This window comes from Micromonospora sp. IBHARD004 (assembly GCF_052814115.1).
Genome location: NZ_CP199934.1, coordinates 435272 through 461502, shown reverse-complemented (window position 1 = coordinate 461502; position 26231 = coordinate 435272). Strand labels below are relative to the sequence as shown.

General features: G+C 71.1%; 28 protein-coding genes and 1 pseudogene. 11 read left to right on the top strand and 18 right to left on the bottom strand.

Going from position 1 to position 26231, the window contains the following annotated elements; genetic code table 11:
- Positions 1 to 54 precede the first annotated feature (54 nt).
- The 3 genes from ACTWO6_RS02210 to ACTWO6_RS02200 all read right to left on the bottom strand — a co-directional run bounded on the left by ACTWO6_RS02210 (position 55) and on the right by ACTWO6_RS02200 (position 3525).
- A complete protein-coding gene (locus tag ACTWO6_RS02210; protein WP_446217964.1) occupies positions 55 to 2415 on the bottom strand; it encodes a sodium-translocating pyrophosphatase in 2361 nt (786 codons plus the stop codon).
- 319 nt (positions 2416 to 2734) lie between these two features.
- A complete protein-coding gene (locus ACTWO6_RS02205; protein ID WP_446217963.1) occupies positions 2735 to 3169 on the bottom strand; it encodes an ATP-binding protein in 435 nt (144 codons plus the stop codon).
- A complete protein-coding gene (locus tag ACTWO6_RS02200; RefSeq protein ID WP_089011584.1) occupies positions 3169 to 3525 on the bottom strand; it encodes an STAS domain-containing protein in 357 nt (118 codons plus the stop codon). Before ACTWO6_RS02200 ends, ACTWO6_RS02205 begins: the two co-directional genes overlap by 1 nt.
- Before the next feature lie 133 nt (positions 3526 to 3658).
- On the opposite strand from ACTWO6_RS02200, the gene ACTWO6_RS02195 reads away from it, so the two are divergent.
- Positions 3659 to 6127, top strand: a complete 2469-nt coding sequence (locus tag ACTWO6_RS02195) for a DEAD/DEAH box helicase (RefSeq protein ID WP_446217962.1) — start codon at positions 3659 to 3661, stop codon at positions 6125 to 6127.
- A 198-nt stretch (positions 6128 to 6325) separates the two neighbouring features.
- Complete coding sequence (locus tag ACTWO6_RS02190) at positions 6326 to 6904, top strand: hypothetical protein (RefSeq protein WP_446217961.1); 579 nt, start codon at positions 6326 to 6328, stop codon at positions 6902 to 6904.
- A gap of 114 nt (positions 6905 to 7018) precedes the next feature.
- On the opposite strand, the gene ACTWO6_RS02185 is transcribed toward ACTWO6_RS02190, so the two are convergent.
- The 7 genes from ACTWO6_RS02185 to ssd form a co-directional block, all read right to left on the bottom strand.
- Complete coding sequence (locus ACTWO6_RS02185; RefSeq protein WP_446217960.1) at positions 7019 to 7405, bottom strand: Rv3654c family TadE-like protein; 387 nt, start codon at positions 7403 to 7405, stop codon at positions 7019 to 7021.
- Positions 7402 to 7803, bottom strand: a complete 402-nt coding sequence (locus ACTWO6_RS02180) for a TadE family type IV pilus minor pilin (RefSeq protein ID WP_446217959.1) — start codon at positions 7801 to 7803, stop codon at positions 7402 to 7404. Before ACTWO6_RS02180 ends, ACTWO6_RS02185 begins: the two co-directional genes overlap by 4 nt.
- Positions 7800 to 7967, bottom strand: coding sequence for a DUF4244 domain-containing protein (locus ACTWO6_RS02175; RefSeq protein WP_088997060.1), 168 nt, complete (start codon positions 7965 to 7967; stop codon positions 7800 to 7802). Before ACTWO6_RS02175 ends, ACTWO6_RS02180 begins: the two co-directional genes overlap by 4 nt.
- 22 nt (positions 7968 to 7989) lie before the next feature.
- The gene (locus ACTWO6_RS02170) at positions 7990 to 8730 is read right to left on the bottom strand and encodes a type II secretion system F family protein (protein WP_446217958.1); all 741 of its coding nucleotides are present in this window, start codon (positions 8728 to 8730) and stop codon (positions 7990 to 7992) included.
- Positions 8730 to 9794 carry a hypothetical protein gene (locus ACTWO6_RS02165; RefSeq protein WP_446220532.1) on the bottom strand — a complete coding sequence of 355 codons (1065 nt, stop codon included), beginning with the start codon at positions 9792 to 9794 and terminating at the stop codon, positions 8730 to 8732. The genes ACTWO6_RS02170 and ACTWO6_RS02165 overlap by 1 nt, the downstream gene beginning before the upstream one ends.
- 137 nt (positions 9795 to 9931) lie before the next feature.
- Complete coding sequence (locus tag ACTWO6_RS02160) at positions 9932 to 11143, bottom strand: TadA family conjugal transfer-associated ATPase (protein ID WP_446217957.1); 1212 nt, start codon at positions 11141 to 11143, stop codon at positions 9932 to 9934.
- The gene (ssd, locus tag ACTWO6_RS02155; protein ID WP_446217956.1) at positions 11140 to 12243 is read right to left on the bottom strand and encodes a septum site-determining protein Ssd; all 1104 of its coding nucleotides are present in this window, start codon (positions 12241 to 12243) and stop codon (positions 11140 to 11142) included. The genes ACTWO6_RS02160 and ssd overlap by 4 nt, the downstream gene beginning before the upstream one ends.
- 210 nt (positions 12244 to 12453) lie before the next feature.
- Here ssd and ACTWO6_RS02150 point away from each other — a divergent pair, with 210 nt between their 5' ends.
- Entirely contained in the window at positions 12454 to 12786 is a 333-nt protein-coding gene (locus tag ACTWO6_RS02150) for a VHL beta domain-containing protein (protein WP_446217955.1), read from the top strand.
- Between the two features lie 124 nt (positions 12787 to 12910).
- On the opposite strand, the gene ACTWO6_RS02145 is transcribed toward ACTWO6_RS02150, so the two are convergent.
- Positions 12911 to 14011 (bottom strand): phospholipase D-like domain-containing protein, encoded by a 1101-nt coding sequence (locus tag ACTWO6_RS02145; RefSeq protein ID WP_446217954.1) that lies wholly within the window; start codon positions 14009 to 14011, stop codon positions 12911 to 12913.
- A 470-nt stretch (positions 14012 to 14481) separates the two neighbouring features.
- On the opposite strand from ACTWO6_RS02145, the gene ACTWO6_RS02140 reads away from it, so the two are divergent.
- The gene (locus ACTWO6_RS02140) at positions 14482 to 15966 is read left to right on the top strand and encodes a YncE family protein (RefSeq protein ID WP_446217953.1); all 1485 of its coding nucleotides are present in this window, start codon (positions 14482 to 14484) and stop codon (positions 15964 to 15966) included.
- Positions 15967 to 16015: 49 nt separating this feature from the next.
- Here ACTWO6_RS02140 and ACTWO6_RS02135 read toward each other — a convergent pair.
- A pseudogene (locus tag ACTWO6_RS02135) lies at positions 16016 to 16144 on the bottom strand (SPFH domain-containing protein); the annotation flags it as partial.
- Between the two features lie 46 nt (positions 16145 to 16190).
- Here ACTWO6_RS02135 and ACTWO6_RS02130 point away from each other — a divergent pair.
- Positions 16191 to 16427 (top strand): hypothetical protein, encoded by a 237-nt coding sequence (locus tag ACTWO6_RS02130; RefSeq protein ID WP_446217952.1) that lies wholly within the window; start codon positions 16191 to 16193, stop codon positions 16425 to 16427.
- Here the strand turns inward: ACTWO6_RS02130 and ACTWO6_RS02125 are convergent.
- Together ACTWO6_RS02125 and ACTWO6_RS02120 are read right to left on the bottom strand one after the other, a co-directional pair.
- Positions 16369 to 17343, bottom strand: a complete 975-nt coding sequence (locus tag ACTWO6_RS02125) for a CapA family protein (RefSeq protein WP_446217951.1) — start codon at positions 17341 to 17343, stop codon at positions 16369 to 16371. The two genes, ACTWO6_RS02130 and ACTWO6_RS02125, sit on opposite strands and share 59 nt — an antisense overlap.
- A gap of 1121 nt (positions 17344 to 18464) precedes the next feature.
- A complete protein-coding gene (locus ACTWO6_RS02120; protein ID WP_446217950.1) occupies positions 18465 to 19259 on the bottom strand; it encodes a hypothetical protein in 795 nt (264 codons plus the stop codon).
- A 160-nt stretch (positions 19260 to 19419) separates the two neighbouring features.
- On the opposite strand from ACTWO6_RS02120, the gene ACTWO6_RS02115 reads away from it, so the two are divergent.
- Positions 19420 to 19641 carry a hypothetical protein gene (locus ACTWO6_RS02115; RefSeq protein ID WP_446217949.1) on the top strand — a complete coding sequence of 74 codons (222 nt, stop codon included), beginning with the start codon at positions 19420 to 19422 and terminating at the stop codon, positions 19639 to 19641.
- Between the two features lie 47 nt (positions 19642 to 19688).
- Here ACTWO6_RS02115 and ACTWO6_RS02110 read toward each other — a convergent pair whose 3' ends face one another.
- From ACTWO6_RS02110 to ACTWO6_RS02100, 3 genes are all read right to left on the bottom strand, one after another.
- Complete coding sequence (locus tag ACTWO6_RS02110; RefSeq protein ID WP_446217948.1) at positions 19689 to 20306, bottom strand: DUF2625 family protein; 618 nt, start codon at positions 20304 to 20306, stop codon at positions 19689 to 19691.
- 224 nt (positions 20307 to 20530) lie between these two features.
- A complete protein-coding gene (locus tag ACTWO6_RS02105) occupies positions 20531 to 21565 on the bottom strand; it encodes a hypothetical protein (RefSeq protein WP_446217947.1) in 1035 nt (344 codons plus the stop codon).
- Entirely contained in the window at positions 21562 to 22059 is a 498-nt protein-coding gene (locus ACTWO6_RS02100) for a SigE family RNA polymerase sigma factor (RefSeq protein ID WP_446217946.1), read from the bottom strand. The genes ACTWO6_RS02105 and ACTWO6_RS02100 overlap by 4 nt, the downstream gene beginning before the upstream one ends.
- Positions 22060 to 22214: 155 nt before the next feature.
- Between ACTWO6_RS02100 and ACTWO6_RS02095 the strand changes: the two genes are divergently transcribed.
- The 3 genes from ACTWO6_RS02095 to ACTWO6_RS02085 all read left to right on the top strand — a co-directional run bounded on the left by ACTWO6_RS02095 (position 22215) and on the right by ACTWO6_RS02085 (position 24176).
- Complete coding sequence (locus tag ACTWO6_RS02095) at positions 22215 to 22757, top strand: tyrosine-type recombinase/integrase (protein ID WP_446217945.1); 543 nt, start codon at positions 22215 to 22217, stop codon at positions 22755 to 22757.
- Between the two features lie 298 nt (positions 22758 to 23055).
- Positions 23056 to 23391 carry a hypothetical protein gene (locus ACTWO6_RS02090; RefSeq protein WP_446217944.1) on the top strand — a complete coding sequence of 112 codons (336 nt, stop codon included), beginning with the start codon at positions 23056 to 23058 and terminating at the stop codon, positions 23389 to 23391.
- Positions 23392 to 23585: 194 nt separating this feature from the next.
- Entirely contained in the window at positions 23586 to 24176 is a 591-nt protein-coding gene (locus ACTWO6_RS02085; RefSeq protein WP_446217943.1) for a hypothetical protein, read from the top strand.
- A gap of 236 nt (positions 24177 to 24412) precedes the next feature.
- Here ACTWO6_RS02085 and ACTWO6_RS02080 read toward each other — a convergent pair whose 3' ends face one another.
- The gene (locus ACTWO6_RS02080) at positions 24413 to 24640 is read right to left on the bottom strand and encodes a hypothetical protein (RefSeq protein WP_446217942.1); all 228 of its coding nucleotides are present in this window, start codon (positions 24638 to 24640) and stop codon (positions 24413 to 24415) included.
- Positions 24641 to 24844: 204 nt separating this feature from the next.
- Between ACTWO6_RS02080 and ACTWO6_RS02075 the strand changes: the two genes are divergently transcribed.
- Positions 24845 to 25915, top strand: a complete 1071-nt coding sequence (locus ACTWO6_RS02075) for a CapA family protein (RefSeq protein ID WP_446217941.1) — start codon at positions 24845 to 24847, stop codon at positions 25913 to 25915.
- 134 nt (positions 25916 to 26049) lie between these two features.
- Entirely contained in the window at positions 26050 to 26220 is a 171-nt protein-coding gene (locus ACTWO6_RS02070) for a hypothetical protein (protein ID WP_446217940.1), read from the top strand.
- Positions 26221 to 26231: the final 11 nt, after the last annotated feature.

Here is a 26231-nt window from a genome sequence, read left to right as displayed (position 1 = left end):
AGGACGGTTCCCGGCCGGCCTCCGCCGACCGGGAACCGCTGCCCGTCAGGGCCCTCAGGCGTTGACCGGCTCGGGACGCTCCTCCGCGCTGCCCGCGCCGGCGTCGGTGCCGGTGCCGGAGTCCGCCATCGCGACGCCCTTGCGCTTGCTGAACACCACCGCCGCGGCGATGATCAGCGCGGCGACCAGGGCGATCGTCACCCGCAGCGGGGTGTTCCGGTCGTCGCCCACGCTCCAGGCCACCACGGCCGGCGCGATCAGCAGCGAGACCAGGTTCATCACCTTGATCAGCGGGTTGATCGCCGGGCCGGCGGTGTCCTTGAACGGGTCGCCGACGGTGTCGCCGATGACCGTGGCGGCGTGCGAGTCGGAGCCCTTGCCGCCGTACGCGCCGTCTTCGACCAGCTTCTTCGCGTTGTCCCAGGCGCCACCGGAGTTGGCCAGGAAGACCGCCATCAGCGTGCCCGCCCCGATCGCGCCGGCCAGGTAGGACGCCAGCGCGCCCGGGCCGAGGCCGAAGCCGACCGCGATCGGCGCCAGGATGGCGAGCAGACCGGGGGTCATCAGCTCGCGCTGCGCGTCCCGGGTGCAGATGTCGACCACCTTGCCGTACTCGGGGCGCTGGGTGCGGTCCATGATCCCGGGCAGCTCGCGGAACTGCCGGCGGACCTCCATCACCACGGCGCCGGCCGAGCGGGAGACCGCGTTGATGGCCAGGCCGGAGAAGAGGAAGACCACCGCCGCGCCGATGATCAGGCCGACCAGGTTGCGCGGGTTGGCCACGTTCAGCGCGTTCAGGATCTCCGCCGCGGCGTCACCGACCCCGGCATCCTCGTACGAGCTGCGCAGCGTGTCGGTGTAAGACCCGAACAACGCGGTCGCGGCGAGCACCGCGGTGGCGATCGCGATGCCCTTGGTGATCGCCTTGGTGGTGTTGCCGACCGCGTCCAGTTCGGTGAGCGTCCGGGCGCCGTGCTCGTCGATGTCGCCGGACATCTCCGCGATGCCCTGGGCGTTGTCGGAGATCGGGCCGAAGGTGTCCATCGCGACGATCACGCCGACGGTGGTGAGCAGGCCGGTGCCGGCCAGCGCGACCGCGAAGAGCGAGAGTGTGATGGAGCTGCCGCCGAGCAGGAACGCGCCGAAGACGCCGGCGCCGATCAGCAGCGCCGAGTAGACCGCCGACTCCAGGCCGACGCTGATGCCGGCGAGGATGACGGTGGCCGCGCCGGTCTGCGAGCTCTTGCCGATGTCCTGCACCGGGCGCCGGTTGGTCTCCGTGAAGTAGCCGGTCAGCGCCTGGATCGCGGCGGCCAGGACGATACCGATGATCACGGCGCCGATGGCCACCAGCCGCGGGTTGCGGTCGACGTCGGTGAGCCCACCCTCCAGCTCGGCGAAGGTCGCCGGCAGGTAGGCGTAGGCGGCGATCGCCACCAGCACCGCGGAGAGCACCGCGGAGATGTAGAAGGCCCGGTTGATCGCGGTCAGACCGTTGCGGTCGGAGGCGCGCAGCCGGGTGATGAAGACGCCGACGATCGCGACGAGCACGCCGACGGTGGAGATGATCAGCGGGAAGACCAGGCCGTCCTCGCCGAACGCGGCGCGGCCCAGGATCAGCGCGGCGACCAGGGTGACCGCGTACGACTCGAAGAGGTCGGCGGCCATGCCGGCGCAGTCGCCCACGTTGTCGCCGACGTTGTCGGCGATGGTGGCGGCGTTGCGCGGATCGTCCTCGGGGATGCCCTGCTCGACCTTGCCGACCAGGTCGGCGCCGACGTCGGCGGCCTTGGTGAAGATGCCGCCGCCGACCCGCATGAACATGGCGAGCAGCGCGGCGCCGAAGCCGAAGCCCTCCAGCACGGTCGGGGCGTCGCCCCGGAAGAGGATGACGACCAGCGCCGCGCCGAAGAGGCCGAGCCCGACGGTGAGGAAGCCGACCACGCCGCCGGTCCGGAAGGCGATCTTCATGGCGCCCTCGCGGCCGCCTTCACGCTCCCGGGCCGCCGCGGCGACCCGCAGGTTGGCGCGGGTGGCCAGCCACATGCCGGCGCCGCCGATGAAGGCGCTGAACAGGGCGCCCACCACGAAGAAGGCCGACCGGCCGATCTTCACCAGGGTCTCGTTGCCGTCGGTGTCGTGCACCGGCAGCAGGAAGAGCAGCACGACGGCGATCACCACGAAGATCGCCAGGGTCCTGAACTGGCGCAACAGGTACGCGGACGCGCCCTCCTGCACCGCCCCGGAGATCTCCTGCATGTTGGTGGTGCCCTTACCGGCTGCCAGCACCGCCTTGGTCAAGGCGGCGGCGAAGACGAGCGCCACCAGCGCGATGACCGCGGCGATGACGACGTACGTCACGTTGGCTCCGGTAAGGGACAGTGCGCCGCCGTCGGCGGCCAAGGTCCCGGACATCTATGTCCTCCTGTACCGAACACTCGCGCCGGCCGTGGAGACGCACGGGCCGACGCCTGGATGCGAACTCGCCAGCGCACGCCAACCCACCACCGCGGACCAGCGATGAACACCCATTCCCGCTGGCTGCGGGACGGGTCACTTGCTGACAACCCGGGTACTGTAGCCCTCCACAGTGTTGGAGGTCACACCGAGGGGGCGCCGTGTCTCGATGATCTTCGTAACTGTGTTAAGAGGAAATATCTGATATATAGGCCGGCCAGCACGACGAGGCCACGCTCCCGAGCGGGAACGCGGCCGGTGGGGACGAACTGTCAGGTCAGCGGCCGACCGGCCACACCATCCGGACCTCGGTGCCGATGCCCTCCTCGACCGGGCGGACCTGGAGATCCTCGACGAAGCCGGCGAGCAGGGCGAAGCCGACGCCGGTGGTCAGCGCGTCCTCGCTGAGCGACTCCTTGGCCAACTCGTCCGGGGGCAGCGCGGCCAGGCCGATGCCGGCCTCGATCGGGGCGCGGTCCACCACCCGCACCGTGTAGGCCCCGGAGTCGGACATCTCCACCAGCACCGGGTCGGCCAGGCCGTACTGGCGGTGCAGGGCCACCGCCCGGGTGCACGCCTCACCGATCGCCAGGCGCACCTCGTCGAGCAGGTCCTCGCGTACCCCGGCCCGGCGGGCCACCGCGACCCCGACCAGACGGGCGGTGCGCACGTGCACCGGGGCGGGCGAGAAGGAGAGCTTGACGGTCGCCATCACGCGCCGGCGCCGGTCGGGTCGGCGCTGATCGCCGCGTCGACCGTGGGGTGCAGGGGAAAGACCTGGTCCAGCGCGGTGATCCGGAAGATCTTGAGCAGCGGCTCCTTGTCGCAGACCAGGGCGAACGAGCCACCGGCCGAGCGGAGCCGCTTGAGGGCGCCGACCAGCACGCCGAGACCGGTCGAGTCGAGGAAGTCCACCCGGCCCAGGTCCACCACCACCCGGCGGGCCCCGCCGTCGATCAACTCCAGGAGCCGTTCCCGCAGCCGCGGCGCGGTGTAGACGTCCACCTCACCGCCGACCTCGAGCACCGTGTGCTCCCCCACGGTGCGGGTCGCCAGCGACAGCTCCATCGGTCCTCCTCGTAGACTCTCCTGGGCATCTAACCATCCCGCCCCCGGGCCCTGGCGGGGTCACCGGCGGAGGCTCCCCCATACCCACGGCCCCGGGTTCCCAATTCCGAACACCAGTGCGAGAGTGCAGGACGTGACCTCCGCCGCCACCGTATCCGCAGGCACCGGCCCCGGGCGACCGTCGGCCGAGCTGCTGCGTCGGCTGCGCACCCGGCACACCGCCGACCCGGTCACCCACGTCGAGCGGGTGCCGGCCCGCCCCGGCGAGCCGGCGCCGTGGCCGGCGTGGGCCCCGGAGGAGCTGCGGGCGGCGTTCGCCCGCCGCGGCGTCGTCGCCCCCTGGCGGCACCAGGCCGAGGCCGCCGAGCTGGCGTACGCCGGAGAGCACGTCGTGGTGGCCACCGGCACCGCGTCCGGCAAGTCGCTGGCGTACCAGCTCCCCGCCTTGAGCACGCTCCTCGCCGACCCGCGCGCCACCGTGCTCTACCTGGCGCCGACCAAGGCGCTCGCCGCCGACCAGTTGCGCGCCGTCGCCGGCCTGGAGCTCGACGGGGTACGCCCCGCCTGCTACGACGGGGACACCCCGCGCGCCGAGCGGGAGTGGATCCGCCGGCACTCCCGGTTCGTGCTGACCAACCCCGACATGCTGCACCACGGCATCCTGCCCGGGCACGCGCACTGGTCCGGCTTCCTGCGCCGGCTCGCCTACGTGGTGATCGACGAGTGCCACACCTACCGGGGCGTGTTCGGCTCGCACGTCGCGCACGTGCTGCGCCGGCTGCGCCGGCAGTGCGCCCGCTTCGGTCGTACCCCCGTCTTCGTGCTGGCCTCCGCGACGTCGGGCGACCCGGCGACGGCGGCCGGGCGGCTCACCGGCCTGCCGGTGGCCGCCGTCACGGAGGACACCTCCCCGCGCGGCGGGGTGACCTTCGCGCTCTGGGAGCCGCCGCTGCTCCCCGCCGCCGCCGACGCCCCGGAGGCCGACCTCATCCAGGTCCGCCGGTCGGCGCTGCGGGAGACCGCGGACCTGCTCGCCGACACGGTCGCCGAGGGGGTACGCACGCTGGCCTTCGTCCGCTCCCGCAAGGGCGCCGAGGTGGTCGCGGCGAACGCCCGGCGCGCCCTGGACGAGGCGGTCCCCGGGCTCGGCGACCGGGTGGCCGCCTACCGGGCCGGCTACCTGCGCGAGGAGCGGCGCGAGCTGGAACGCGCGCTGCTCCACGGCGACCTGCTCGGCCTCGCCTCCACCAACGCCCTCGAACTCGGCGTCGACCTGGTCGGGTTGGACGCGGTGCTGATCTGCGGCTGGCCGGGCACCCGGGCGTCGCTCTGGCAGCAGGCCGGCCGGGCCGGCCGCTCCGGCGACGAGGCCCTGGCCGTGCTGGTGGCCCGGGACGACCCGCTCGACACCTACCTGGTGCACCACCCGGAGGCGCTGTTCGGGCGGCCCGTCGAGGCGACCGTGCTCGACCCGGCCAACCCGTACGTGCTCGCCCCGCAGCTCGCCTGCGCCGCGGCGGAGGCCCCGCTCACCCCCGCCGACCTGGAGCTGTTCGGCGACGGCGCGAAGGAGGCGGTCGACTCGCTCGTCGCGGCCGGCGCGTTGCGGCAACGGCCCACCGGCTGGTACTGGCGGCACCGGGAGCGCCCCGAGGTCGACCTGCGCGGCGAGGGCGGCGCACCGGTCTGCGTGGTGGAGGCGTCCACCGGACGGCTGCTCGGCACCGTCGACGGCGGCTCGTCGCACTTCCTCATCCACTCCGGCGCGGTCTACCTGCACCAGGGCGTCTCCTACGTGGTCGACTCGCTCGACCTGGCCGACGGCTGCGCACTGGTGCACGCCGAGGAGCCGGACTGGTCCACCCACGCGCGGGACGTCACCTCGCTGTCCGTGGTGTCGGTCCGGTCGTACGTGGACGCCGGGCCGGTCGGGCTCTTCCTCGGCGAGGTGGACGTGACCAGCCAGGTCGTGTCGTACCAGCGGCGCCGGATCGCCTCCGGCGAGGTGATCGACACCCGGCCGCTGGACCTGCCGGCCCGCGAGCTGCGCACCGTCGCGGTCTGGTTCACCGTCTCACCGGAGTCGCTGGCCTCCGCCGGGATCGAGGCGGCGGACATCCCGGGGGCGCTGCACGCCGCCGAGCACGCCGCGATCGGCCTGCTGCCACTGATGGCCACCTGCGACCGGTGGGACATCGGCGGGCTCTCCACCGCCGTGCACCCGGACACCGAGGCGCCGACCGTCTTCGTCTACGACGGGCACCCCGGCGGAGCGGGCTTCGCCGAGCGGGCGTACGGGACGGCGGCGGCCTGGCTGCGGGCCACCCGCGACGCGATCGCCGAGTGCGGCTGCGAGTCGGGCTGCCCGTCCTGCGTGCAGTCCCCGAAGTGCGGCAACGGCAACAACCCGCTGTCCAAGTCCGACGCGGTGAAGGTCCTCGACGTGGTCCTCGCCAACCTGCCGCCCGAGGACGCCGCCCCGGCGGCCCCCGTCCCGCCGATGCCGCCGGACGGCAACGCTCCCGCAGGCCCGGCCCCGGCCCTGCCGCGCCAGGACGAGCGGATCCCGGACCGCCCCGGCGCGGCGACCGAAACGCCCTGAGCTCACCCCCGACCAGCAGATCGCGCTGGGCGCCGCGCTGGCCGGCCTGGCGCGGGCGGAACGCCTGGAGCAGATCAACGAACGACTGCGCGGCATCCACCAGGTGCCGAACGCCTGGGCGGTGAAGGCGACCATCGAGGGCGGACGTTGAGGGCTCGGCTGTGCGAGACTCCGGCGTTACCCCTCGAAGGAGATCGCATGCAGCTCGATGCCTTGCAGACCCAGCACCAGTTCTTCATCCGCCAGCGGATCCGGATGATGGTCAACCAGTACGAGGTCCGCGCGGTGGCGCCGGACGGTTCGGAGGGCGAGCTGCTCGCGTTCGCGCAGCAGAAGCGGCTCGCCTTCAAGGAGCAGGTGACCATCTACACGGACGACTCCAAGCAGACCCCGCTGCTCGGCTTCAAGGCCCGTCAGCGGCTCGACCTCGGTGCCACGTACGACGTGACCGACCACGCCGGCAACCCGATCGGGCTGTTCCGCAAGGACTTCGCCCAGTCGCTGCTGCGGTCGACGTGGCACGTCGAGCAGGCCGGCCTGCCGCAGATCACGGGCCAGGAGCGGAGCCTGCCGGTGGCGCTGCTGCGCCGCTTCGTCGACTCGCTGTCCTGGCTGCCGTACCACTTCGACTTCGTCGCCGGGGGCCAGCCGGTGTTCTCGGTGGTCAAGAAGTGGGGCCTGCGCGACCGGTACGTGGTGGAGATCCAGAACCCGCAGATCGACCGGCGACTCGTCATCGCCATGGCGGTCGGCCTGGACGCCCTCCAGGCCCGCTGAGCCGTCACCGGTCGGGGCACGGCAGCTCACCGCGCCCCGACCGACCCGGCCGGCAAAGCCGCTCAGCTGACCGGCCCGGTCGGCAAATCGGCCCGTCAGCCCGGCTCGGCGGGGTCAGCCTCGGATCGGGCCGGCCCGGGAGGTCGCGGTGGCGGTGCGGGTCAGCCAGGGCAGCGGCGTGACCGTGACCTCCGCCGTGACCAGCACGTCCAGCCCGTCGAGGCGGCAGGCGGAGAGTCGTGCGGCGTTGGCGCCGACCAGTTCCCCGGCCCTCCCGCAGGCCGCCGCCTCGCCGTCGAGCGCCCGACCGGCGCCGGCGAGCGCCCCGAAGTCCGCCGCGACCCGGGCCTGCTGCCGTGCCGTCCGGGCGGCGCCGAGCGCCGCGCCGAAGAGGCCGACCAGCACGAACACCAGCCCCACGGCGAGCAGGCAGACCGTCGCGCCGCCGCGCTCCGTGGCCGCGCTGGCCCGGTTCGCCCGCAGGCTGTCTCCCGCCGTCACGGTCGTGCTGCCGGGGCGCCGGGTTCGACGGCGGCGACCGCGGTGGCGGACACGGTGAGCCGGGGCAGCCGCGCCCCCAGGGCGCGGACCGGAGCGTGGCCCGTGGCGGTGACGCGGTCACCGGTGACGGTGACCGTCACGTCGGCGCCGGGTGGCGCGTACCGCGCGCCGGCTGTCGTTCCAGGCTCACCTCTGGCCGCGGCCAGCGCCGCTTCCCGGGCCGCGTCCAGGCAACCGCCCCTGGTGGTCACCGCGTTGACCGCGGTGAGGCCGGCGAGGAGCAGCAGGACCAGCGCCGGCAGGCCGGCCGCCAGCTCGGCGGTGAACGAGCCCCGGTCCGACCCGGCCGTCCGCTGCCGGGCCCACGATCGGTGGCCGGCCGGCCGGCGCCCGGTCACTTCAGTGCCCGGTCGATGACGGCGGTGAGCGCGGACTGCACGTTGCCGGAGGTGAGCACCTTGAGCAGGATGCCGGCGAAGGCCACCGCGGCGAGGGTGCCCACGGCGTACTCGGCGGTGTTCATCCCGGCGTCGCCGCGCAGGCGGGCGAAGAGTTTCCGCATGTTGTTTCCCTTCCTCGTAGGGTCAGAGCACGTCGCCGAGGACGGCGACGATCACCGGCACCAGACCGGCGAGAATGAAGGCGGGCAGGAAGCAGAGCCCGAGCGGCAGCACGATGAGCACGCCCGCTCGGCGGGCCGCCGCCTCGGCCGCGGTGGAGCGGTCGGACCGCAGATCGTCGGCGAGCCGGGTCAGGGCGCCGGCCAGCGCGGCGCCGCTGTTGGACGAGCGGAGCGCGGCGGCCACCAGACTCTCCGCGCCGGGCACGGGGAGCAGCTGCGACCAGGCCTCCGCCGGCTCGCCACCGAGCAGCAGCGTCCGACCGACCCGGCCGAGCCGGTCGGCCATCGGCCCGCCCAGCGCCTCGGCGACCGCCAGCACCGACCGGTCGAGCGGCGCTCCGGCGCGGAGGGCCGCCGCGAGCAGGTCGGCGGCGAGCGGCAGGTCGGCGGTCTCGCGTAGTCGCCGGTCCCGGGCGGCGCGCGGTTCGATCCGGCGGAGCAGGCGATCCGCCGCGAGCCCGACCAGCACCCCGACGAGCAGGCCCGCCCAGCCGGCGACGACGATCGCGGCCGCCACTCCGGCCAGCCCGGCGCCGAGCCGGGTCCGGTCCGGCCACCAGAGCGGCCGGGCCCGCCCGGCCCCGCCCTCCGACGAGCCCAGCCGGCGGAGACGTCGGCCTGGTCGGACGGCCGGCGAGCCGGCCACGATCACGAGCAGCGCCGCCCCGACCAGGCAGCTCGCCGCGAACGCCTGCCGGGGCATCAGCCGGCCCGCCCCGGGGCCGCGCCGAGCCGTTCCGCCCAGAGCAGCCCGCCGATCTGCAGCGCGACGGCCCCGACCGCGCTGGCGCCACCGACCGGCGTGTGCAGCAGCACCGCGACGGGGTCGACCCCGATGGCGTAGCCGAGCCCGATGCCGCCGAGCGGCAGAGCGGCGAGCAGCCAGGCGGTGGCTCGCGCGCCGGCGGCCTGGGCGGCAGCCGCGGCGAGCCCACGGTCCGCGGCCCGGGCATCAGCCTCGATCCGTTCCAGCAGTTCGGCGAGGGGAGCGCCGGTGCGGTCGGCCAGCCGCACGGCGGCCCGGGCCAGCTCGGCGACCCGCTCCGACCCGTCCAGGACCGCGCCTTTCGGCGAGCCGCCATCGGGTGCGAAGCGGCGACCGGGGCTGCCGGGAGGGGCAGGTGCCAGGCCGTCCACGGGAGGCGGGGCGCCCGCGACCAGGTCCCCGCCCGCGAGCGCTCCCGCGGCCGTCGCCCGCATCGCGCCACCGAGCGCCGGCGGCGCGGACGCTGGCCCACCGAGCACCGGTCGCCCGGGCACCGGACCGCCGAGCGCGGCCGTCGCCGGCAACCCGGCCCGTAGGTCGGCGGCGAGACCGCCGAGCTGGTCCAGACTCCGCCGACGGGCCCGCCGAGCGTGCCGTCCGGCATGACGGCGCAGCACGGCACGCACTCCCAACGCGCCGTAGGCGGCGAGAACCACCGCGGCCACCGGGCCGGCCGCCCCACCACCGATCCCGCCGCCCACCACGGCGGCCAGCAGGACCGTTCGTCCCGGTGCGGATGCCCCGACCCGGCGGGGACGAGGCCCCCCGCCGGCTCCGGCGGATCGGGCCACCGCCCGCCGGACGGGCGTCGCGGCGTGGCGGAGGTCGTCGGGGAGTGTGGCGCCGGCCGGACGGCGGGGGTCTCGGCGGCCCGGCGGCCTGGTCGGGTACGACCGCCCGGCGACCGCGGCCGAGTCACCGCGACGAACCACCACGGTGCCCGTCGGCAGCCGCCCGCGGTTCGACCGGCACCCGGCGACCGGAGCGTGGGGCGCGGCCATCGTCGGCGGGCCACCGGGAGCCGTCCGGGGCGGCGGGCCGAGGACGACGCGGCGGCGGGCTCTACCGCTGCGCAGCGGCCAGGCGACCGCCGTCGCCGCCGCTAGCAGGAACGCGGTCACCAGCCAGGCCGGACCGGTCACGACGGGCCCGCCGAGCCAGGCCAGACGGCGCAGAGGATCGGCGGTACGTCGACGCCACGCTCCCGCAGCAGCGCCCCGAGCGCCCGGGCGGCGAGGCCGAGGCCGCGACCGCGTACCCAGGCCGGCACCACGGTCACCAGTCGGTCCGGCCCCTCGGGCACCAGCAGGCTGATCGACTCCAGGATGCGGCCCGCACTGCCGCGACGGACCTGGAGCAGCACCTGCAGCGCCGCCGCGACCTGGGCGTGCAGCGCGGCCCGGGGCAGGCCGCCCAGCAGCCCGAGCGCCTCCAACCGGGCCGGTACGTCCGTCGGGGCGTTGGCGTGCAACGTCCCCGCCCCGCCGTCGTGGCCGGTGTTCAGGGCAGCGAGCAGGTCGACCACCTCACCGCCCCGGCACTCGCCCACCACCAGCCGGTCCGGGCGCATCCGCAACGCCTGCCGGACCAGGTCACTCAGCCGGACCGCGCCCGTCCCCTCCACGTTGGAGGTGCGCGCCTGGAGGCCGATCACGTGCGGGTGCACCGGGCGCAGTTCGGCGGCGTCCTCGACCAGCACGATCCGCTCCGTCGCCGGCACCAGCCCGAGCAGCGTGTTGAGCAGGGTGGTCTTGCCGGAACCGGTGCCACCGGTGACCAGGTACGCCAGCCGGGCCGCCACGACGGCGGCGAGCACCGGCGCCACCGGCCGGGGCACGGTGCCCTGCCGGACCAGCTCCTCGAGGGTGAACGGCCGTTGCCGGAAGGTCCGCAGGGAGAGGTACGGCCCGTCGGTCGCCACGGGTGGCAGCACGGCGTGCAGCCGGGTGCCGTCGGGCAGTCGGGCGTCCGCGTACGGGGAGGCGTCGTCGAGCCGGCGCCCGGCGGCCGCGGTGAGGCGCTGCGCGAGCCGGCGTACGTCCTCGACCGAGCCGACCGGCACCGCCACCTGACGCAGCCCTTGCCCCCGGTCGACCCAGACCCGGGTGCCGTTCACCAGCACGTCGGTCACCTCCGGGTCGGCCAGCAACGGAGCGAGTGGGCCGGCGCCGACCAGGTCGTCGTGCACCCGGTCGGCGATGCGCAGCAGGGCGGTATCGCCGAGCACGGCGGCGCTCGGCTCGGCGCGCACGGCGGAGACGATGGCGGCGGGGGTGACCGGGGTGGCCGCGGCGGCGAACCGGCGCCGGACGCGGGCCGCCAGCGCTCCGGAGTCGACGGGGCCGGTCATGCCGCACCCGTGGCCGGCACGCCGGTCAGCTCGCCGACGATCCGCTGGCAGAGCGCGGCGAGCGGCCCCTTCCCGCCGGCCGCGGGGGCCTCGCCCCGCTCCAGCCCCCGGCAGAGCCCGGGCTCGGGGCGGAGGGTGCCGGCGAGCGGCAGGCCGAGCGCCCGGGCCACCTCGGTGGCCTTGAGCCGGCCCGGGGCCGGGCCGCGCACGATCACCCCCAGGTCGGCGCAGTGCGGGGCGGCCGTGGCGACCACCCGGGCCGCGGCGGCGGTGGCCCGCAGCTCGGCCGGTACGACCACCAGGGTCCGGTCTGCCGCCTGCAACGCCACGACCGACGCGTCGTCCAGCTGCCGGGGCAGGTCGACGACCACGACGTCCCGGCCTCGACGTGCGGCGTCGACCGTGGCGGCCATCGCCTCGGCGGGCAGGTGCAGCAGGTCGCCGCGATCCCAGGAGAGCACGACCAGGTCGCCCCGGCTGGGCAGGGCCCGGACGAGCGAGGGTGGGTCGACCCGCCCGTCGGTGCCGGTGAGGCCGGGCCAGCGCAGGCCTTCCAGCTGTTCCCAGCCGAGCACCAGGTCGAGCCCCCCGCCGAGCGGGTCGGCGTCCACCAGCAGGGTGCGCAGCCGGGCCCGGGCGGCGGTGACGGCGAGGCCGCCGGCGAGCACGCTGGCGCCCGCGCCGCCCCGGCCGCCGAGCACCGCGACCATCCGTGCCGCGCCGCCGGCGGCCGGGTCCCGCGCACTCTCGGCGAACCGGTCGATCAGCCACGGCTCGGCGGCGGGCAGCGTGGCCACGTGCTCGGCCCCGATCAGCTCGGCGATCTCCGCCCCCGGGTCGAGGTGACCGGAGCGGCCCACCAGCACCGTCCGGGGCCGGCGCGGCAGCCGGGCCCGCAGGCAGGCCTGTGCCTGGTCACTGCCGATCAGCACGAGCGGGGCCGGCAGCCAGCGGGCGCGGGCGGCGGCGGGGTCGGCGGCGAGTTCGACCTCGGTGCCACCCGCTGCGGCGAGTCGGAGCAGCTCGTCGAGCAGGTCGCCGTCGGCGGTGACCAGCAGGGGAAGGCGGCGGTGCGGTGGAAGCGGGGTACGGGGCGGCATGGCGGCCTCCAGCGGTCGGGCTCGGACGTGCTGCCGTCGAGCCTGCTGCCGGCCGGGCCGGCCCGCCGCTCCGCACTGGTCGCCTGTGGACAACTTCGGCCGCTGTGGACAACGCCCGGAACTGATCTGGATCTGCTAGGGACCGGCCGCGTCGCCGGTGAGCCGAGCGAGGCCTGGCTGCGGGACCTCTCCCCCGTGACGCTCACGTTCATGGCCGTCGCTCTGAGAGCCGTCATGGTGATCGGGGCGCTGGCGTTCTCTCCGCCGCGCCGGCCAGAACTGCCGCCCCCGATCGCCGAGGAGGCGATCGAGGTCGGTCCGTCTGAGGCGAGGGAGCCGGAGCCGCCGCCGACCGCCGCCTTCTCCCCGGCGCCGGTCTCCCTCTCCACCCGCGCGTCGATGCCCACCCGCCCGCCGAAGCCGACTCCCCGCCCGGAGCCGGTCGCCCTGCACTGGCTGGACTACGACGGCCAGCGTCAGCAGTACGCCGTGCTGCAGTCGGGCCAGTCGTACCGGCAGCAGACCTACGTCGGCCATCCGTGAGTGGTCACCGACGCCCAGGGCAACGGACTGGTGTGTCTCCTTCCCGCGGACCAGACGCTCCGGGCGGTGGTCAGGTAGGGGACTGGAGCGCTTCGGCGCAACGGCGACCCTGGCCGGGGGATGCTCAGGCGACGGGGCGGGCGAGGGCGGCGATGATGCGCCGGATCTCGGCGACGGCGAACGCCGCGATGTCGCGCTGGGTGGCCTCGGCCTGCGGATCGGTCTCCTCCAGGTCGCCGAGGACGACGATGTTCTCGTCGTTGAGGGTGGTCGCGGGGCCGGTGTAGTTGAAGCTCCCCGCGATGACGATCCGCTCGTCGATCACCATCAGCTTGTGGTGCAGCTTGCGGACCCCGGTGCCGGGCTTGTTCTCCCACAACTGCACACCCGCTTCCCGCAGCCCCGTGGTCGCCGCCCACTTCTGTGCCCCCTGCCCGCGGTCGAGCACACCACGGATCGGCAGGTCGGCCCCGACGAGCCGGACCATGGTGTCGTCGATGCCGGAGGACTGCGCAAACGTGAACATGGCGAAATCGATGCTGACCTCGGCCTTCAGCATCTGCTTCATGATCTCCATCTCGGGCCCGTGCCGCGGCGCGAAGAGCGGCTTGATCCGCACCCCGGCCAGGCGGAACTCCGCCGGCCTCGACTCATGGCGTTCATGCAACTCGCCGAAGGTCCCGGCCCGCATCCGCAGGAACTCGGCACGGTACTGGCCGGCCGCCTTCTGCCCGTGCAGGACCAGGACGTGGTTGAGGTTGTTCCCGGCGCCCGGGCCGGCGCCGTCGTTGGTGCCGGTGTCCGTCCGGGTGAAGTTCGTCGACCCGGTCAGCACCGCCGCCGTGGGCTCGCCATGGTCCCGGACGATGAACTTCTGATGGAAGATCGCCGGATTCAGGTCCGTGATGACGTCGATCCCGGCGCGCAGGAACGCCGAGTGGATGCTCCGGTTGGTCTCGTTCTCGCCGCCGGCCGGCCACGGATCGACCGGAGGTTTCTCCTCACTCAGGTAACCGCCCTCCAGGATGATCTGCACCCGCACCTTGCGGACCTTCGCCGCCAGGATCGCCCGAGCGATCGACTCGGAGTCGATCTCCTGCACGGCGATCAGCAGCGACTCGACGGCACCGTCGATGAAGGATCGGATGACCCCATCCAGGTCGTCCGGGCCGCCCAGCACCGTCGGCCCCGCATACAACTCAAGCCCAGCGACCTGCACGCCCATGGCGAACCTTCCTGGAGCAACGCGAATCCCGGCGTAGGACGAGTCTGACTGGTAGCGGCCCCGAAGTGAGTCGTCATGCCGACGAATGCCGCCCCGAGCCCGGATCCGGACTCTGCCACTGCCCGCCTTCCCGCTGTCCGCACTGCGCTGGCTGCGAACCGAGATGGGGAACCCGCACCAGCGAACGCGGGCCGTGTCGTGCCAGGCCGGTGGGCAGGTGCCGCTATCAGTTGGTTCGCGTACGTACCTGAACGCCTTCGGGTTGAGGACACCTCACCGATGACTCATGCTGGTCGATGAGGGAGCGCCGTGGAAAGGGGCGGATCATGGGGGCCCGGACGAGCACACTCACTCGCATCGCGACATCCGTCACGCTCATCCTGGCGGCCACGCTCGCCGGCGCGTCACCGGCACGCGGCACGGAATCCGCCGGTTCGGCGATACCCCTGGACGTGGCGACGATCTGGACGATGGCGCAGACACCCGACAACTCCCGGGTCTTCCTCGCGGCCGGCGACGACGGACTGTTCGTCGTGGACGCCGACGCCACGGCCCCGCGCCACGTCGACGGCATCGGGCGGGCGATGGGTGTGGAAATGGGAGCCGACGGCCGCACGGTTTGGGTGGGGCTGCCACGGGACCGCCAGATCGCGGCGGTGGACACGACCACCCTGACCGTCCGCGCCCGGTACGACGTGGGATCCGACCTGTGCCCGGGTGACGTCGCCCAGACCGGGCCGTACGTTGCGTTCTCGTTCTCCTGCATTCTCTACAACGACGAGTCGACGCCGCTGCCCAGCGGCGTCGGCGTGCTGGACACGCGAACCGGCGTGGTGCTGCGGGCGCCGGGCGACCCTTGGAAGGCCATCGTCGCTGCCTCCTCCGCAGTACCGGGGCGGGTCTTCGTTACCCAGTACCTCATGCACGAGGTGACCCTGGACCTGCTCGACCTGAGTAGCGGCAGCCTCCAGTTGACGCACTACCGAAAGTTGGGCATGGCGGATCCGACGGACCTGGCTGTGTCGCCGGACGGCAGTCTCGTAGCGGTTTCCGGAGCCGAGCACGCGACCGTCGCGACGTTCGCCACCTCCGATCTCAGCCCGAGCACCAGCTACCAGGCCCCCTGCCCCACCCGGGCGGTCGCCTGGTCCGCTGACAGCAGCAGGCTCGCCGCCAGCTGCAACCTCCCCGACACCAAGGTGCTGCTGTACGACCGCGGCAATTCCGATCCGGTGACCACCGCGAGACTGGAACTCGGACCGCGGCGGGCCCCGGACTACCGCGACCTCGTCCTTGATAGCGACGCCGGACGCGCCATCGTCGCGAGCCGCGCCGAGGAGGAAGGGCCGATGCACTACGTGGACCGGGTCGGCCTGCGGCCGGCCGCGGCCACGGTGACCGGCCCCGCGACCGCCACCTGCACCCGCACCGCCTCGTTCACGGCCAAACTGCTGCTGGGCGGGGTGCCCGCGCCGGCCGGCACGCCCCTGTCCATCTACCGCGAGCAGCCGTACAACAGCACGCTCCTGGGCACCTTCCCCACCGACAGCACCGGCACGGTGATCTTCACCGACGCGCCGCCCAGCAGCGGCGCCTGGTCGTACCGGGCGCACTTCGCCGGTAATCAGAACTACACGTGGACCGACGGGGCGTACAGCCTGCAGGTCGACAAGTTGCCCACGTCGCTGTCGGTCACATACCAGACCGGCAAGACCCGGCGTCACACCAATTACGGGTCGGTGGTCGTCACGCTGGGGCCGACCGTCGGGCACCGGTTGGTGACCGTCACCGCCACCACAGGCGCGGGCACCGTGCCGGTGACCAGCGCGTCCGTACCGACGGACGGGCCGCTGGTGGTGTCGTACCCGATCACCGGGCCGACCACCTTCACCGCCACGTACGACGGGAACATCTGGCAGCAGGCGGCCAACGCCATGACCACCGCGTCCCCCTGACCAGGCATCGCGAGCAGGGCTATCAGGTACATCCCAGCCGAGAGCCGGCTTCGATCGCCTTGATCTCCACCCGGATCACCTTGATGCCCCAGGACGGGGTCCTCTCGTCGAGCACCTCGGTCAGATGCACGGTGATCTCGTCACGGCTGACGCGCGCCCGCACCAGATCCATGGCGCCCATACGGATGCGGTGACGGCAGTGCCGGAGAAGCTGGATCAGTGGCATGACTTTTCGCAAGAGCGTGGCACCGGTGTCGATGGTGCTGTTCTTCTTCTGCGTGGTCGGCCTGGGCTTCCTGATCTACCAACTGGCGATCGTCCGTGACGATCGGACCTTCAACGCTTGGTCGTTCTTCCGCGCCATGTCCGTGTCGATACCCCTGAGTGTGGCAGCGGTGACGGTCAGCGCCGCATCCGTAGCCCGGCGGTCAGGGCACCCCGCATGTCGACATACCGAATGATCTGCTGCTGGACGCGGGCCAGGTCGGCCCGGCGCTCCTCGGGCGCCCGGACGTCGTTTACAGCGCTGGCCAGGTCGACCACCCGGGCCGCCGGCTGGTACTGCATCCAGGTGGCGTGCACCTCGACGCCGCTCACCTCCCATCGGCCCGACGCCGAACGGGTGAAGGTGAACTCTGGCACCACCGCCTGCTGGGTGCTCTCCTCAGAGCCGTACGTGGTCAAGTTGCCCAGCCCGTACGCCACCCACTTCGTGCCGATCTTTTCAAACGGCTGTACCACGTGTACGTGGTGACCGACGATGAGGTCGATGTCGGGTGAGGCGAGGAGATCCCGGGCGAGCTGGAGCTGGTCGTCGTTCGGCTTGTTCTGGTACTCCGTGCCCCAGTGCATCGACAGGATGACAATCTCCGCACCCTGGTCGCGGGCCCGCCGTGCCTCGGCTAGGACGGCGTTGCGGTCGGTGAGGTTCGCGACCCAGTCCTGGCCGGCAGGCCGAGGGATGCCGTTGAAACCGAAGGTGTACGACAACTGGGCCACCTTCACCCCGGCCACGTCGAGGACGTTGGGCCGCGCTGCCTCCTGCGCGCTGCGCGCGGTCCCGGCATGGCGTAATCCGACCCGGTCCAGCCTGTCCAGGGTGCGGCGGATACCCGGTAGACCCGTGTCGAGGGAGTGGTTGGACGCTGTCGAGCAGGTGTCGAAACCAGCCCATGCTGCGGCATCGGCCAGTTCGGGGGGCACGCTGAAGATCGGGTAACCGGTGAACGGGCCGGACGGCTCCGCCAGTGGGGTCTCCATGTGGCAGATCGCCAGGTCGGCCCGGCTCACCACCGGCCGTACCGCGGCCAGGACCTGGGTGAAATCGTGGCCGGCGCGTCCGGCGGCGCGGGCGTCGGTCGCGGCCTGGGCCGTCAACTCGGGATGTACCAAGAGGTCACCGGCGGCGACGACGGTGATCTGGGTTTTCGGCGCAGGCGACTGGCTGGCGGTCGAAGCTCCCCCGGGCGGCTTGGTGTCCGCACGGCCGGGTGGGCCGCCACAGGCGGCCACGAGTACGACCGACAGAAGCAGGCCAGACGACATTCTCCTCATATGAACTATTTTCGCGTCATCACTCGAGGCCCGGGGCGAGAAATCGGCAGCTCCGCCCCCCTCGGGCGACAAACCGGTCGGCTCACGGCAGGCCGAGATTCTTACTTCCAGCGGTATTGATCGCGGGCCTATGCGTAGTCGATCAAACCGGACGAGAGGTGATGTGACCTGGGCCGGGACCGGTCATCGATGGCCATCGGTGGTCGCCGCTGGTTCACCTCGGACGGCCTGGAGACGGCCTGATCTTGTCGGCCAGCATCGGCCGTCGCTGGACCGACTCGTACGTGTTGCTGCCTCGCAACCTGCCACCGCGCAGCAGTCGAGAGCGGCCGGAACGCAGAGATCGCGGCGTCGCTGCCGGAGCCGGCGGCGACCGGCAAGGTCACGAAGCTGCCCTGGTCCATCGTCGGCAAGCACTGGTGCGATGCCAACCGGTCAGCCCCTTGTGGAATTCCGACCGGGTGACGTGTGAAATGTGCGGGGGCCAGCTCCACGCCATCGGGGATGGAACGCTCTGCGGTCTTTCACGAGACCATATGACGGTATACCGGCACCACTTCGACCCAGCCCGGCCGAACGCATGCACCGCCTGTGTCGCTACCGCCCAGAAGATCGACGCCCGCTGGCCACTAGAGAAGCGCTGAGAAGCATGGGCACGCGGGGAGCACGCGATGGCAAGGCCACGCGGGACTCGTGGACTGAACGACACAGGGTTTAGGAAGGAGCTAGCCCCTCACCCGCCGCCGGGCTCCGCTAGCTGCGCGAACGCCAGCTGGCATGCTCGCTCTGTCTGTGATCATTCCGCACATTTTCCGGATCTTGTCGTCACTCGTCGGTGGGCTCTCATGCGTTGGCCCGCCTCGGCCCACCCCCGACAGTGAGCCGACAAGTCCCGAACCCCCGTACGAGGCACCAGTCAGCGCTCGCCAGCCCCCGCCAGCGGATCAACCCTCGCCGTTCGGACGGCCACGCACTGCTCCCGCGCCTCTGATCACGGCGAATACGGCGAGACCGAGACTGAGAAGGGCGACGACGGCCACCCATTGCAGGCGCAAACCAAGCATCAGCGGCACGAGCCCAAGCATCGACGGGACCGCCAGCAGGCACGCGGTCCCCATCAGCGGACTCAACACCATCAGTCCCACCTTTTCGCCCCGGACTGACCAGCAACCGTTTGCAGTACGGCGCTTGAGCCGCGCAGCCTCGAACAGCATGAGCAGGCCGGAAACGGCAAACATCCCAAGGAACAGCGTCTGCAACCAGCCGCGGTGGCCCCAGGCCTCGGTTTCGACCCGATCGCCGGCCGGCAGTTCGATCGCGACCGGGCTGCCCTCCCACAGCAACGCCTCTGCCTCTTCGTCATCGCCGAGTTTGCGGCTGCCCGAGGAGGGGACGTCGGTCTCGGCAAAGAACACGAACTCACCGTCCTGCTCCACCATCAGGTGCCAGTCGCTGCCGGGGCCACGGCTATGCCAGGGGCCGGACAAGGTGACCGGGATCCGCTCGAGACAGCCCTTCGGCGGATCGACATCCGGCTCCACCCGCACGGTCCACGCGGGGCACTCCACGGCTCGCCGCATCGCGACCGCGTCGCGGATGCCGTCTGGGACGTCGGCCAGCGCCAACAGTCCGACCACGCCCGCCAGCAAGCCGTAAAGCACGAGGAGCGCCGGCCGTGTCCAGAACGCTCGGCGCCAGAACTGCCAGCCGCGAGGAGGTGCCTTCGTTCGCCTGGCCACAGCAACCACCTCCCTCCCGATTGTGGCGTGCCGTTGCCCAGAGTGGAGGGTGTCGCCCTGATCTGCGCATTACGAGTCGGTACCCCGGCGCTGGTCCACCGCCTGGTCCTCGTGCCCGGCGTGATGTCTGCGTCGCGGTCGTCCTCTCTTGCTCGCCTGTTTGGCTGCTCGCTGGCTGCTCGCGCCGAAAGAGCCTCGTGCTGATCATGGCCACGTCGGTATCGGCCACGCCGGAGCAACCCTCACCGTCGAAGCCACCGACACCACCTTCCGCGTCCACGACGGCGACCACCTCCTCATTGAGGTCGCGCGCACCACCACCAAGGACATCGCCCGGTTCAAGGTCCGTAAACCCGAGCCTCCCCTGAGGACGCCAGGATGACGTGTCCTGGCCATCGACCGCCCGCCGACCGGAAAGGCATCAGCCTCCTAGAGGAAGCCGAGCTGACGCGCCGCATCCTGGTGAACCGAAACGAGCTCGGCAAGCCGGATCGGCTTGCGGGACACCGCCGGGAGATCCTTGCCCTCCCTGGTCCACGGCGGTGGCCACGCGCTGATCCCCTGATCCAGGGCAACGCTGGCCACCTCGGCTTCCCACCCCGGCCAACGCAGGCCCTCATAAAACCCAGTCACTGCACCGGCAAGCATCGCCTCCAGCCAGTCGCCATAGCCAAGCTCAAGATCCTGCCAAGCGAGATCCTCCGGGCCGAAATAGTGCACAGTCGGCCTCGCGCCCGGCCCCGCCTGCAACCACACAAACTGCCCGCCCATCACATCGAAAGCGACGACCAGACGACCAGCCCCGGGGACCATCTCGGCAGTCACATCCGGCAGCCCGTCATGCCCACCGCCGAGCACCCGAAGCCAACCGTGGTCAATCACCAGCCCGCCGCTATTGGCGACCACCGCCCCGAGCCACGACCTGGTCGTGATTTCTAGTGCTGTCAAGCAGGCCGCCGCCCGCTCGGGATCGGCCGCCAGCACCTCCACCGGATACGGAGCCGCTGCCACCAACGCCGAAATCTCGGCCCACGCAGACTGTCCCACCCCGTCAGCCTCCCAGGGGCAGCAACCGTGCGACGCTGAGGGCCTGCTGCAAGGCAAACAAGATCAGCGGCTTGGGCGAGATGCGAACGTCCCGACTATCCGCTTGTAGGCGATGAGCGGGTCTCGCTTTTCGCGTGACGTTGGCGTGACGGCGGCTGTCCGCTGGCAATTCCAGCGCGACCTGACCGTCAACCCTGGCGACGGCGCTACTCACCTTCGCCCACTCAGGCTGGTGAGAAGACGACCTGCCAGGCTCCGGTGATGTGCTCGGGCACGATCTCGATGGTCACTGAGTCGCCGGGGTTCAGGTCGAGGCCGAACTCACGCTTCCACGCGCCTCTCCTGTCGCCGAACATGCCGACGGCGCTCATCTGGTAGTCCCACCACTCGCCGGTCGTGATCTCCACGCCGTTGACGCGGACGTGGAGGAGCCCCGGCGTCTGGGCGAGCATGTCGACCGAGTCGATCGTCTTCCAGGTCAGGGTCCGCTGGACCGGACGCGTCGGGTCGGCCGGATCCGATCGGACGATGACGGCGTCCGGGCAGAGCCTCTCGGTGCAGCCGGCCATGAGCGTCTGGTGCAACGGGTCGAGTGGTCCTGATGGCCGGGGCGGCAGCGGGTACTGGTCGAACGGGATCCGCACACCGATCGCGAGCCCGAACGTGCCGCTGTCCGGGATCGCCACCGGGACGTAGCCCGTCTCTTCGACCCGGTGGGCTCCGGTGATCGTCATGACGAACGTGGCGGGCTTGCCGACCGCCACCTCCAGGCGCTCCCAGCCGTGCTGTCGAGAAGCGCCGACGCCACTGCAGCTGCCCCCGCCGAGGTCATGGCCGTTGACACTCAGCTTCTCCCAGGGTTCGACCTTCTCTCCGGTGCCGTCGCAGCGGCTGAAGATGACGAGATCGAGCGTGGTGGGCACGATGGTCAGCTCGATGCGGCGCTCCGGCAGCGCGGCGGACTCCGCAGCCACGACACGCGCGCCGTTGGCGTACTCCGGAAACCCTTCGATGGTGCGTACCGGCGACGGGCTGTCCGCCGGGGTGGGGGTGACGTCCGTGCGGAGCCCGGGCACGACGGCGGCCGCGGCGATGCCGGCCAGGGCGACCACCGCGCAGGTGGCCCAGGTCGCGATCCGGCGGCGCCGGCGCGCCACCACCTTGGCCTGTACGCCCTGCAGCCGCATGTGGTGCACGAGCTGGTCGGCCGAGTCGCCGGAACGCTCGTCGAGCACCTGCTTGAGATCGCTCAGATTCATCCCAGCATCCCTTCCGGCGTCAGCGTCTCGTCGAGGCGGAGCTTTGCCACGGCCCGGCTGGCCTGGCTCTTGACCGTGCCGACCGAACAGTCCAGGACCTCGGAGATCTCGACCTCCGAGAGGTCCTCGAAGTAGCGCAGCACGAGCACGGCGCGCTGCCGGCGGGGCAGCCGGCCCAATGCCCGCCAGAGGCGGTCCCGGTCGTCGAGGCCGGCGTGCGGGTCAGCCTCGGCAGCCGCCTCGGGGAGATCGGCCGTGGGTAGCTCACCCCACCACCTGCGCCGCCACGACGAGGCGTACGCGTTGACGATGATCCGACGCACGTACGGCTCCGGGTCACCGTCAATGCGCCGCCACGCCTCCCACGCCCGCGCCAGCGCGGTCTGCAGCAGGTCCTCGGCCAACGCCCAATCGCGGGTGAGCAGGAACGCGGTGCGCAACAGCCGCGGTGACCGGGTCACGACGAAGTCGTCGAAGCCCTCCGGTGTGATCACGTGCTCGCCCTTCTGCCCAGTCGGTCACGAGGTAGTACCGGCTGTGACCCGAAAAGGTTGCATGACCAACCGCCGCTCGTCTCAGCGGGTGGAGCTGGGTGCCCAGCTGAGTGCCGCCGGGCCGCGCAGAGGGGCGAAAAGCTCACGCCTCAACGGTGGCGACACGTGAGGTGAGCCGGACTCCGCAACTGCTCCTCGGCCAGGTCGCCAACACCGGCCCGCACCGGTACCGCGCTGTCTGGCCCGACCGGGAGGGCGTCGAGTGGTCGGCCGAGTTCACCACCGAGCGGGAAGTGGTCGCCTGCGTGGCGGCCAAGGCCGTCGGCGGGATGCGCTTCCACGACCTGCGGCACGCCTACGCCACCTGGCTGGTCCCTGACGGTGTCCCGGTCAATCTGGTCCAGCGAATCATTGGCCACGAGCAGGCGTCAACGACGCTGGATCGTTATACGCACACTCCGGCTGACTATGCCGCTCGGATCTTGGATGCCTTCACGCTGCCTGCCGACGACCTGCTGACTCCAGCGGCCGAGCCGCCCGCCGAGAGCCTGTGCGTGGGAGACCTGCCGTGGCCTGCGGTGGAGCGCTCAGCCAGAGAAGAGACGACCCCCGTCGGGGGGAGCCTGGTCGATGTTGTCGGCCAGTGTCAGCGGGTGTCGTTGCCTGTGGTCCCACCCTCGGTGTCATGCCGGCTGTGACCATTGGAGTCGGTCGCGCACCACAGCGTTCGCTGATTTTCTGCTGACGCGGCGCCTTCTGGTCCATAGCTCATGGCAGAACGGTTGGACACGGGCTGGTACGTCCCTGCGTGTCAGGGTGTCCATCCGCCCCCCACATTTCCTCCATCGAGCCGCGCCGCGCCAAGTTCGAGCGATAGAGCTGCCCGTCAAGCGTTTTGTCGCATAAACGTCAGCAGTATGGACGTGTGTGCCCGGCGGCCTCGCCATGGTCACGTTGGCGGCGGATCCTCGGGGCGCAGGCAGGCGGGCTGGTCGCATGATTGATATGGTTATTGACCACCCACATATTGCAAGTTACTTGCGGAACGCAGGCTGGCGGCGCTCCGCCGGCAGTGAGCTTGCCGAATTCTGGGTCAAGGACCAAGTTGAGGTTTTGGTGCCGAGAAGCCCACGCGCTCCAGATTTCGGTAAGCGAATCGATATTCTTGCGAACGACTTGCAGCAAGTCGAAGAGCGGTCAACCGAGGAAATCGAAAACGAAATCAGCCGTCAATTCCTAGATATCACAGATGTCAGAGCGGATCACGAGTATGGGGAGCAATGCATACCGCTTGATGCCGGACACAAGTTGTTCACTACTGCGAAGGACTAGTCGTATCGGCTGCCGCGTCGACCTTGCACCGACGGGGATACTACGGGCGGTCGATCCCGAGGAAGGCTCGTGAGCAAGCCAAGAGGACCGTTGTCGGGCACACTCGACCTGGGTCGTACGTTATTCCTATCATCAACCAGGCTCGCCAGCCCGAAGCGCCCTGGGACTCAGATCAGCCGCGATTGGTGGAATCCGTGGAAGAGGCGGCTTTTGAGCGGCGCGTCACAACGAATCTCGCGCGTGCTCTAGGCGTGCTCGAAGCAATGGCTATACAGACGAACAGGCCGTCCGTCCGTGACATTAATGAGGCGGTTGGCGAAGGGCTTTCTTTTGAAATGTGTCGGGCGATGTCCCGGCCACTGCAGGACGAAGTGGTGCATGAGGTTTCGGTGCCGATCGCATGGGCCCCCGGCGTGTCGGCCCCAAGAGGCGTAGCGCACGCGTCCGACTTCCCAAGGGAATGCTCCGATAGGTTGAAGGAAATCGCTACAGTCCTCCGGCGGGACCGTGTCGACAGCCATGAGGTTATTTACGGCGTCGTGGTTGGACTGAGGAGTCGGAGCGGCGATGAAGGCGGTCGCGTTGAAATCGAAACACTCGTAGACGGCGCTAAGCGTCTTGTCCGCCTCGACTTGAACGAGAACGACTATGAGACGGCTAGATCGACCCATAAGCGAGGCCCGGTGGTGGTCCGTGGCACCCTCCATCGAAATCCTGGAAGAACCGCCACCATGGACGTATTATCGTTCGAACCTGACTTATCGCTTCCACTTGGGAATGTGTGAGTCGGTAAAGACATGGCCGGTCGGAAAGCCCGGCCATTTTTAAATTTGTGCGTTGGCTATCGCTCATGCCCTACCAAGCTGCATCTGCATGAGATGAGGCTACCGACCGCCGGTAGCGCCACTCGCACGTTGAAGCGGAACTTAGAGCCACTGCCCGTCAACCAACGGGAACGCCCCTGGACACCTGCTCAGGCGGCGTCTGGGACTGCCATGGCTGTTCGCTGTTTGACGACGTTTCACGGTGTCTTGTGCCCCCTGTGTGCCCCCGGGTTTCTCTTGATCCCGCGGATGCCGACGCCGAGAAGCCCTCCGCCGACGGGGCACAGCGGAAGGGCCCACGAGAGCCAAGCGGTCTCGACCACGTCCAGGACCACGACCAGAGCAGCGTCCCCCATCAGCGCGCCAACTATCGCCGAGAGAAGGTACCGCGAGTCGCTGCCAAGGCATGTCAGCCAGTAGAGCATGGGGCATCAAACCCCTCGTTTGTAAGTTCTAGGCGCTTCGTCCGGCGGGGTCCGCCGCAAAAGCTGCGCAGGTCCAGCCACCGCAGCCTCGCCGATCGAGAAGCTGACGTCCGGCAGTACCCGTAATGCCCCAGCGTGCGGAATTGTCAGCCGATCTCAGCCAAGCAGACCCGGATCAGGCGGGTCAGCCGTACGCTCCCGAGAGTGAAGTGGTCACGACTCCTCGTTGCGCTGGGGGCTATCCTGACGCTGACCGCGTGCGTTACCGCGTCAACACCGCCCGCCCACTCCGCCACGGTTGCGCCGTCCCGACCGCCGGCCGGACCTGCCGAGATCACGTTGGCCTTCGCGGGCGACGTGCAATTCGCCGACCGTACGGCTCGCCTCCTGAGTAACCCGGCGACCGCGTTCGGGTCGATCTCGTCGACGCTGTCCGCCGCAGACGTCGCGATGGTCAACCTGGAGACCGCGGTCACGACGCGCGGCACCCCGGAGCCGAAACGATTTCACTTTCGGGCGCCAGTGAGCGCGTACGACGCGCTGAAGGCGGCCGGGATCGACGTGGTGACGATCGCGAACAATCACACGCTGGACTACGGACGGGTCGGGCTGGCCGACACCGTGGATGCGGCCAAGGCCGCCCGGTTTCCGACCGTTGGAGCGGGCGACAACGCGGCAGCGGCGTTCGCTCCGTGGATCACCGAGATACGCGGTACGAAGATCGCGTTCCTCGGCTTCAGCCAGGTCTTCGAACTGTGGACGTCGTGGAAGGCAACCGACAACCAGGCCGGCATCGCGATGGCACGGGACCTACCACGCGCGGTCGCGGCAGTGCGGGCCGCGCGGAAGCAGGCCGACGTTGTCGTCGTCTACATGCACTGGGGCCAGGAGGGCGACTCGTGTCCGACCGACGAGGCGCGCGCACTCGCCGGTGAGTTGGCGAAGGCGGGCGCCAATATCATTGTCGGTGCCCATGCCCACCTGTTACTCGGCGACGGTCGGATCGGCAACACCTTCGTCCAGTATGGACTGGGCAACTTCCTGTGGCGCAGCGACGACGCGTACAGCAACGATACCGGCGTGCTAAGGGTGACCCTACACGGCTCGGCGGTCGAAAAGGCAGAACTGGCGCCGGCGCTGATCTCCCGACAAACCGGACAACCAGAGCTGGCCCATGGGAAAGACGCGACCCGGATCTCCCAGAAGTACAACAACCTACGCGCCTGCGCCGGACTCGCCGCGACGGGATCTGCCTCGGCCCAACCCGGCGGATGACCCACGGCTTCGCCGACTGGCTGATGTTCGGCCGGGAGATCCTGGCGCACAACGACCCGGTCCACCTCGAGAAAACCGTCAAGTTCAACGAGCTGCTGGCCAACAGCGCCGTGTAGAGCACCGCCCTGGACCTGATGGCAGAGGTCAACGCGCTGATCGCGGCTGGCCGCCGGGTCGACCCGGACGACTTGGCCGTGGTCACACCGATTATCACCAGCAAGATCCGCCGGTTCGGAAACTGGAAACTCGACCCGACCCGGCCGGCGTCCGGGCCGGTCGCGCTGGCCCTGCCGGACCGGTTGTGAGGCTTGGTGGC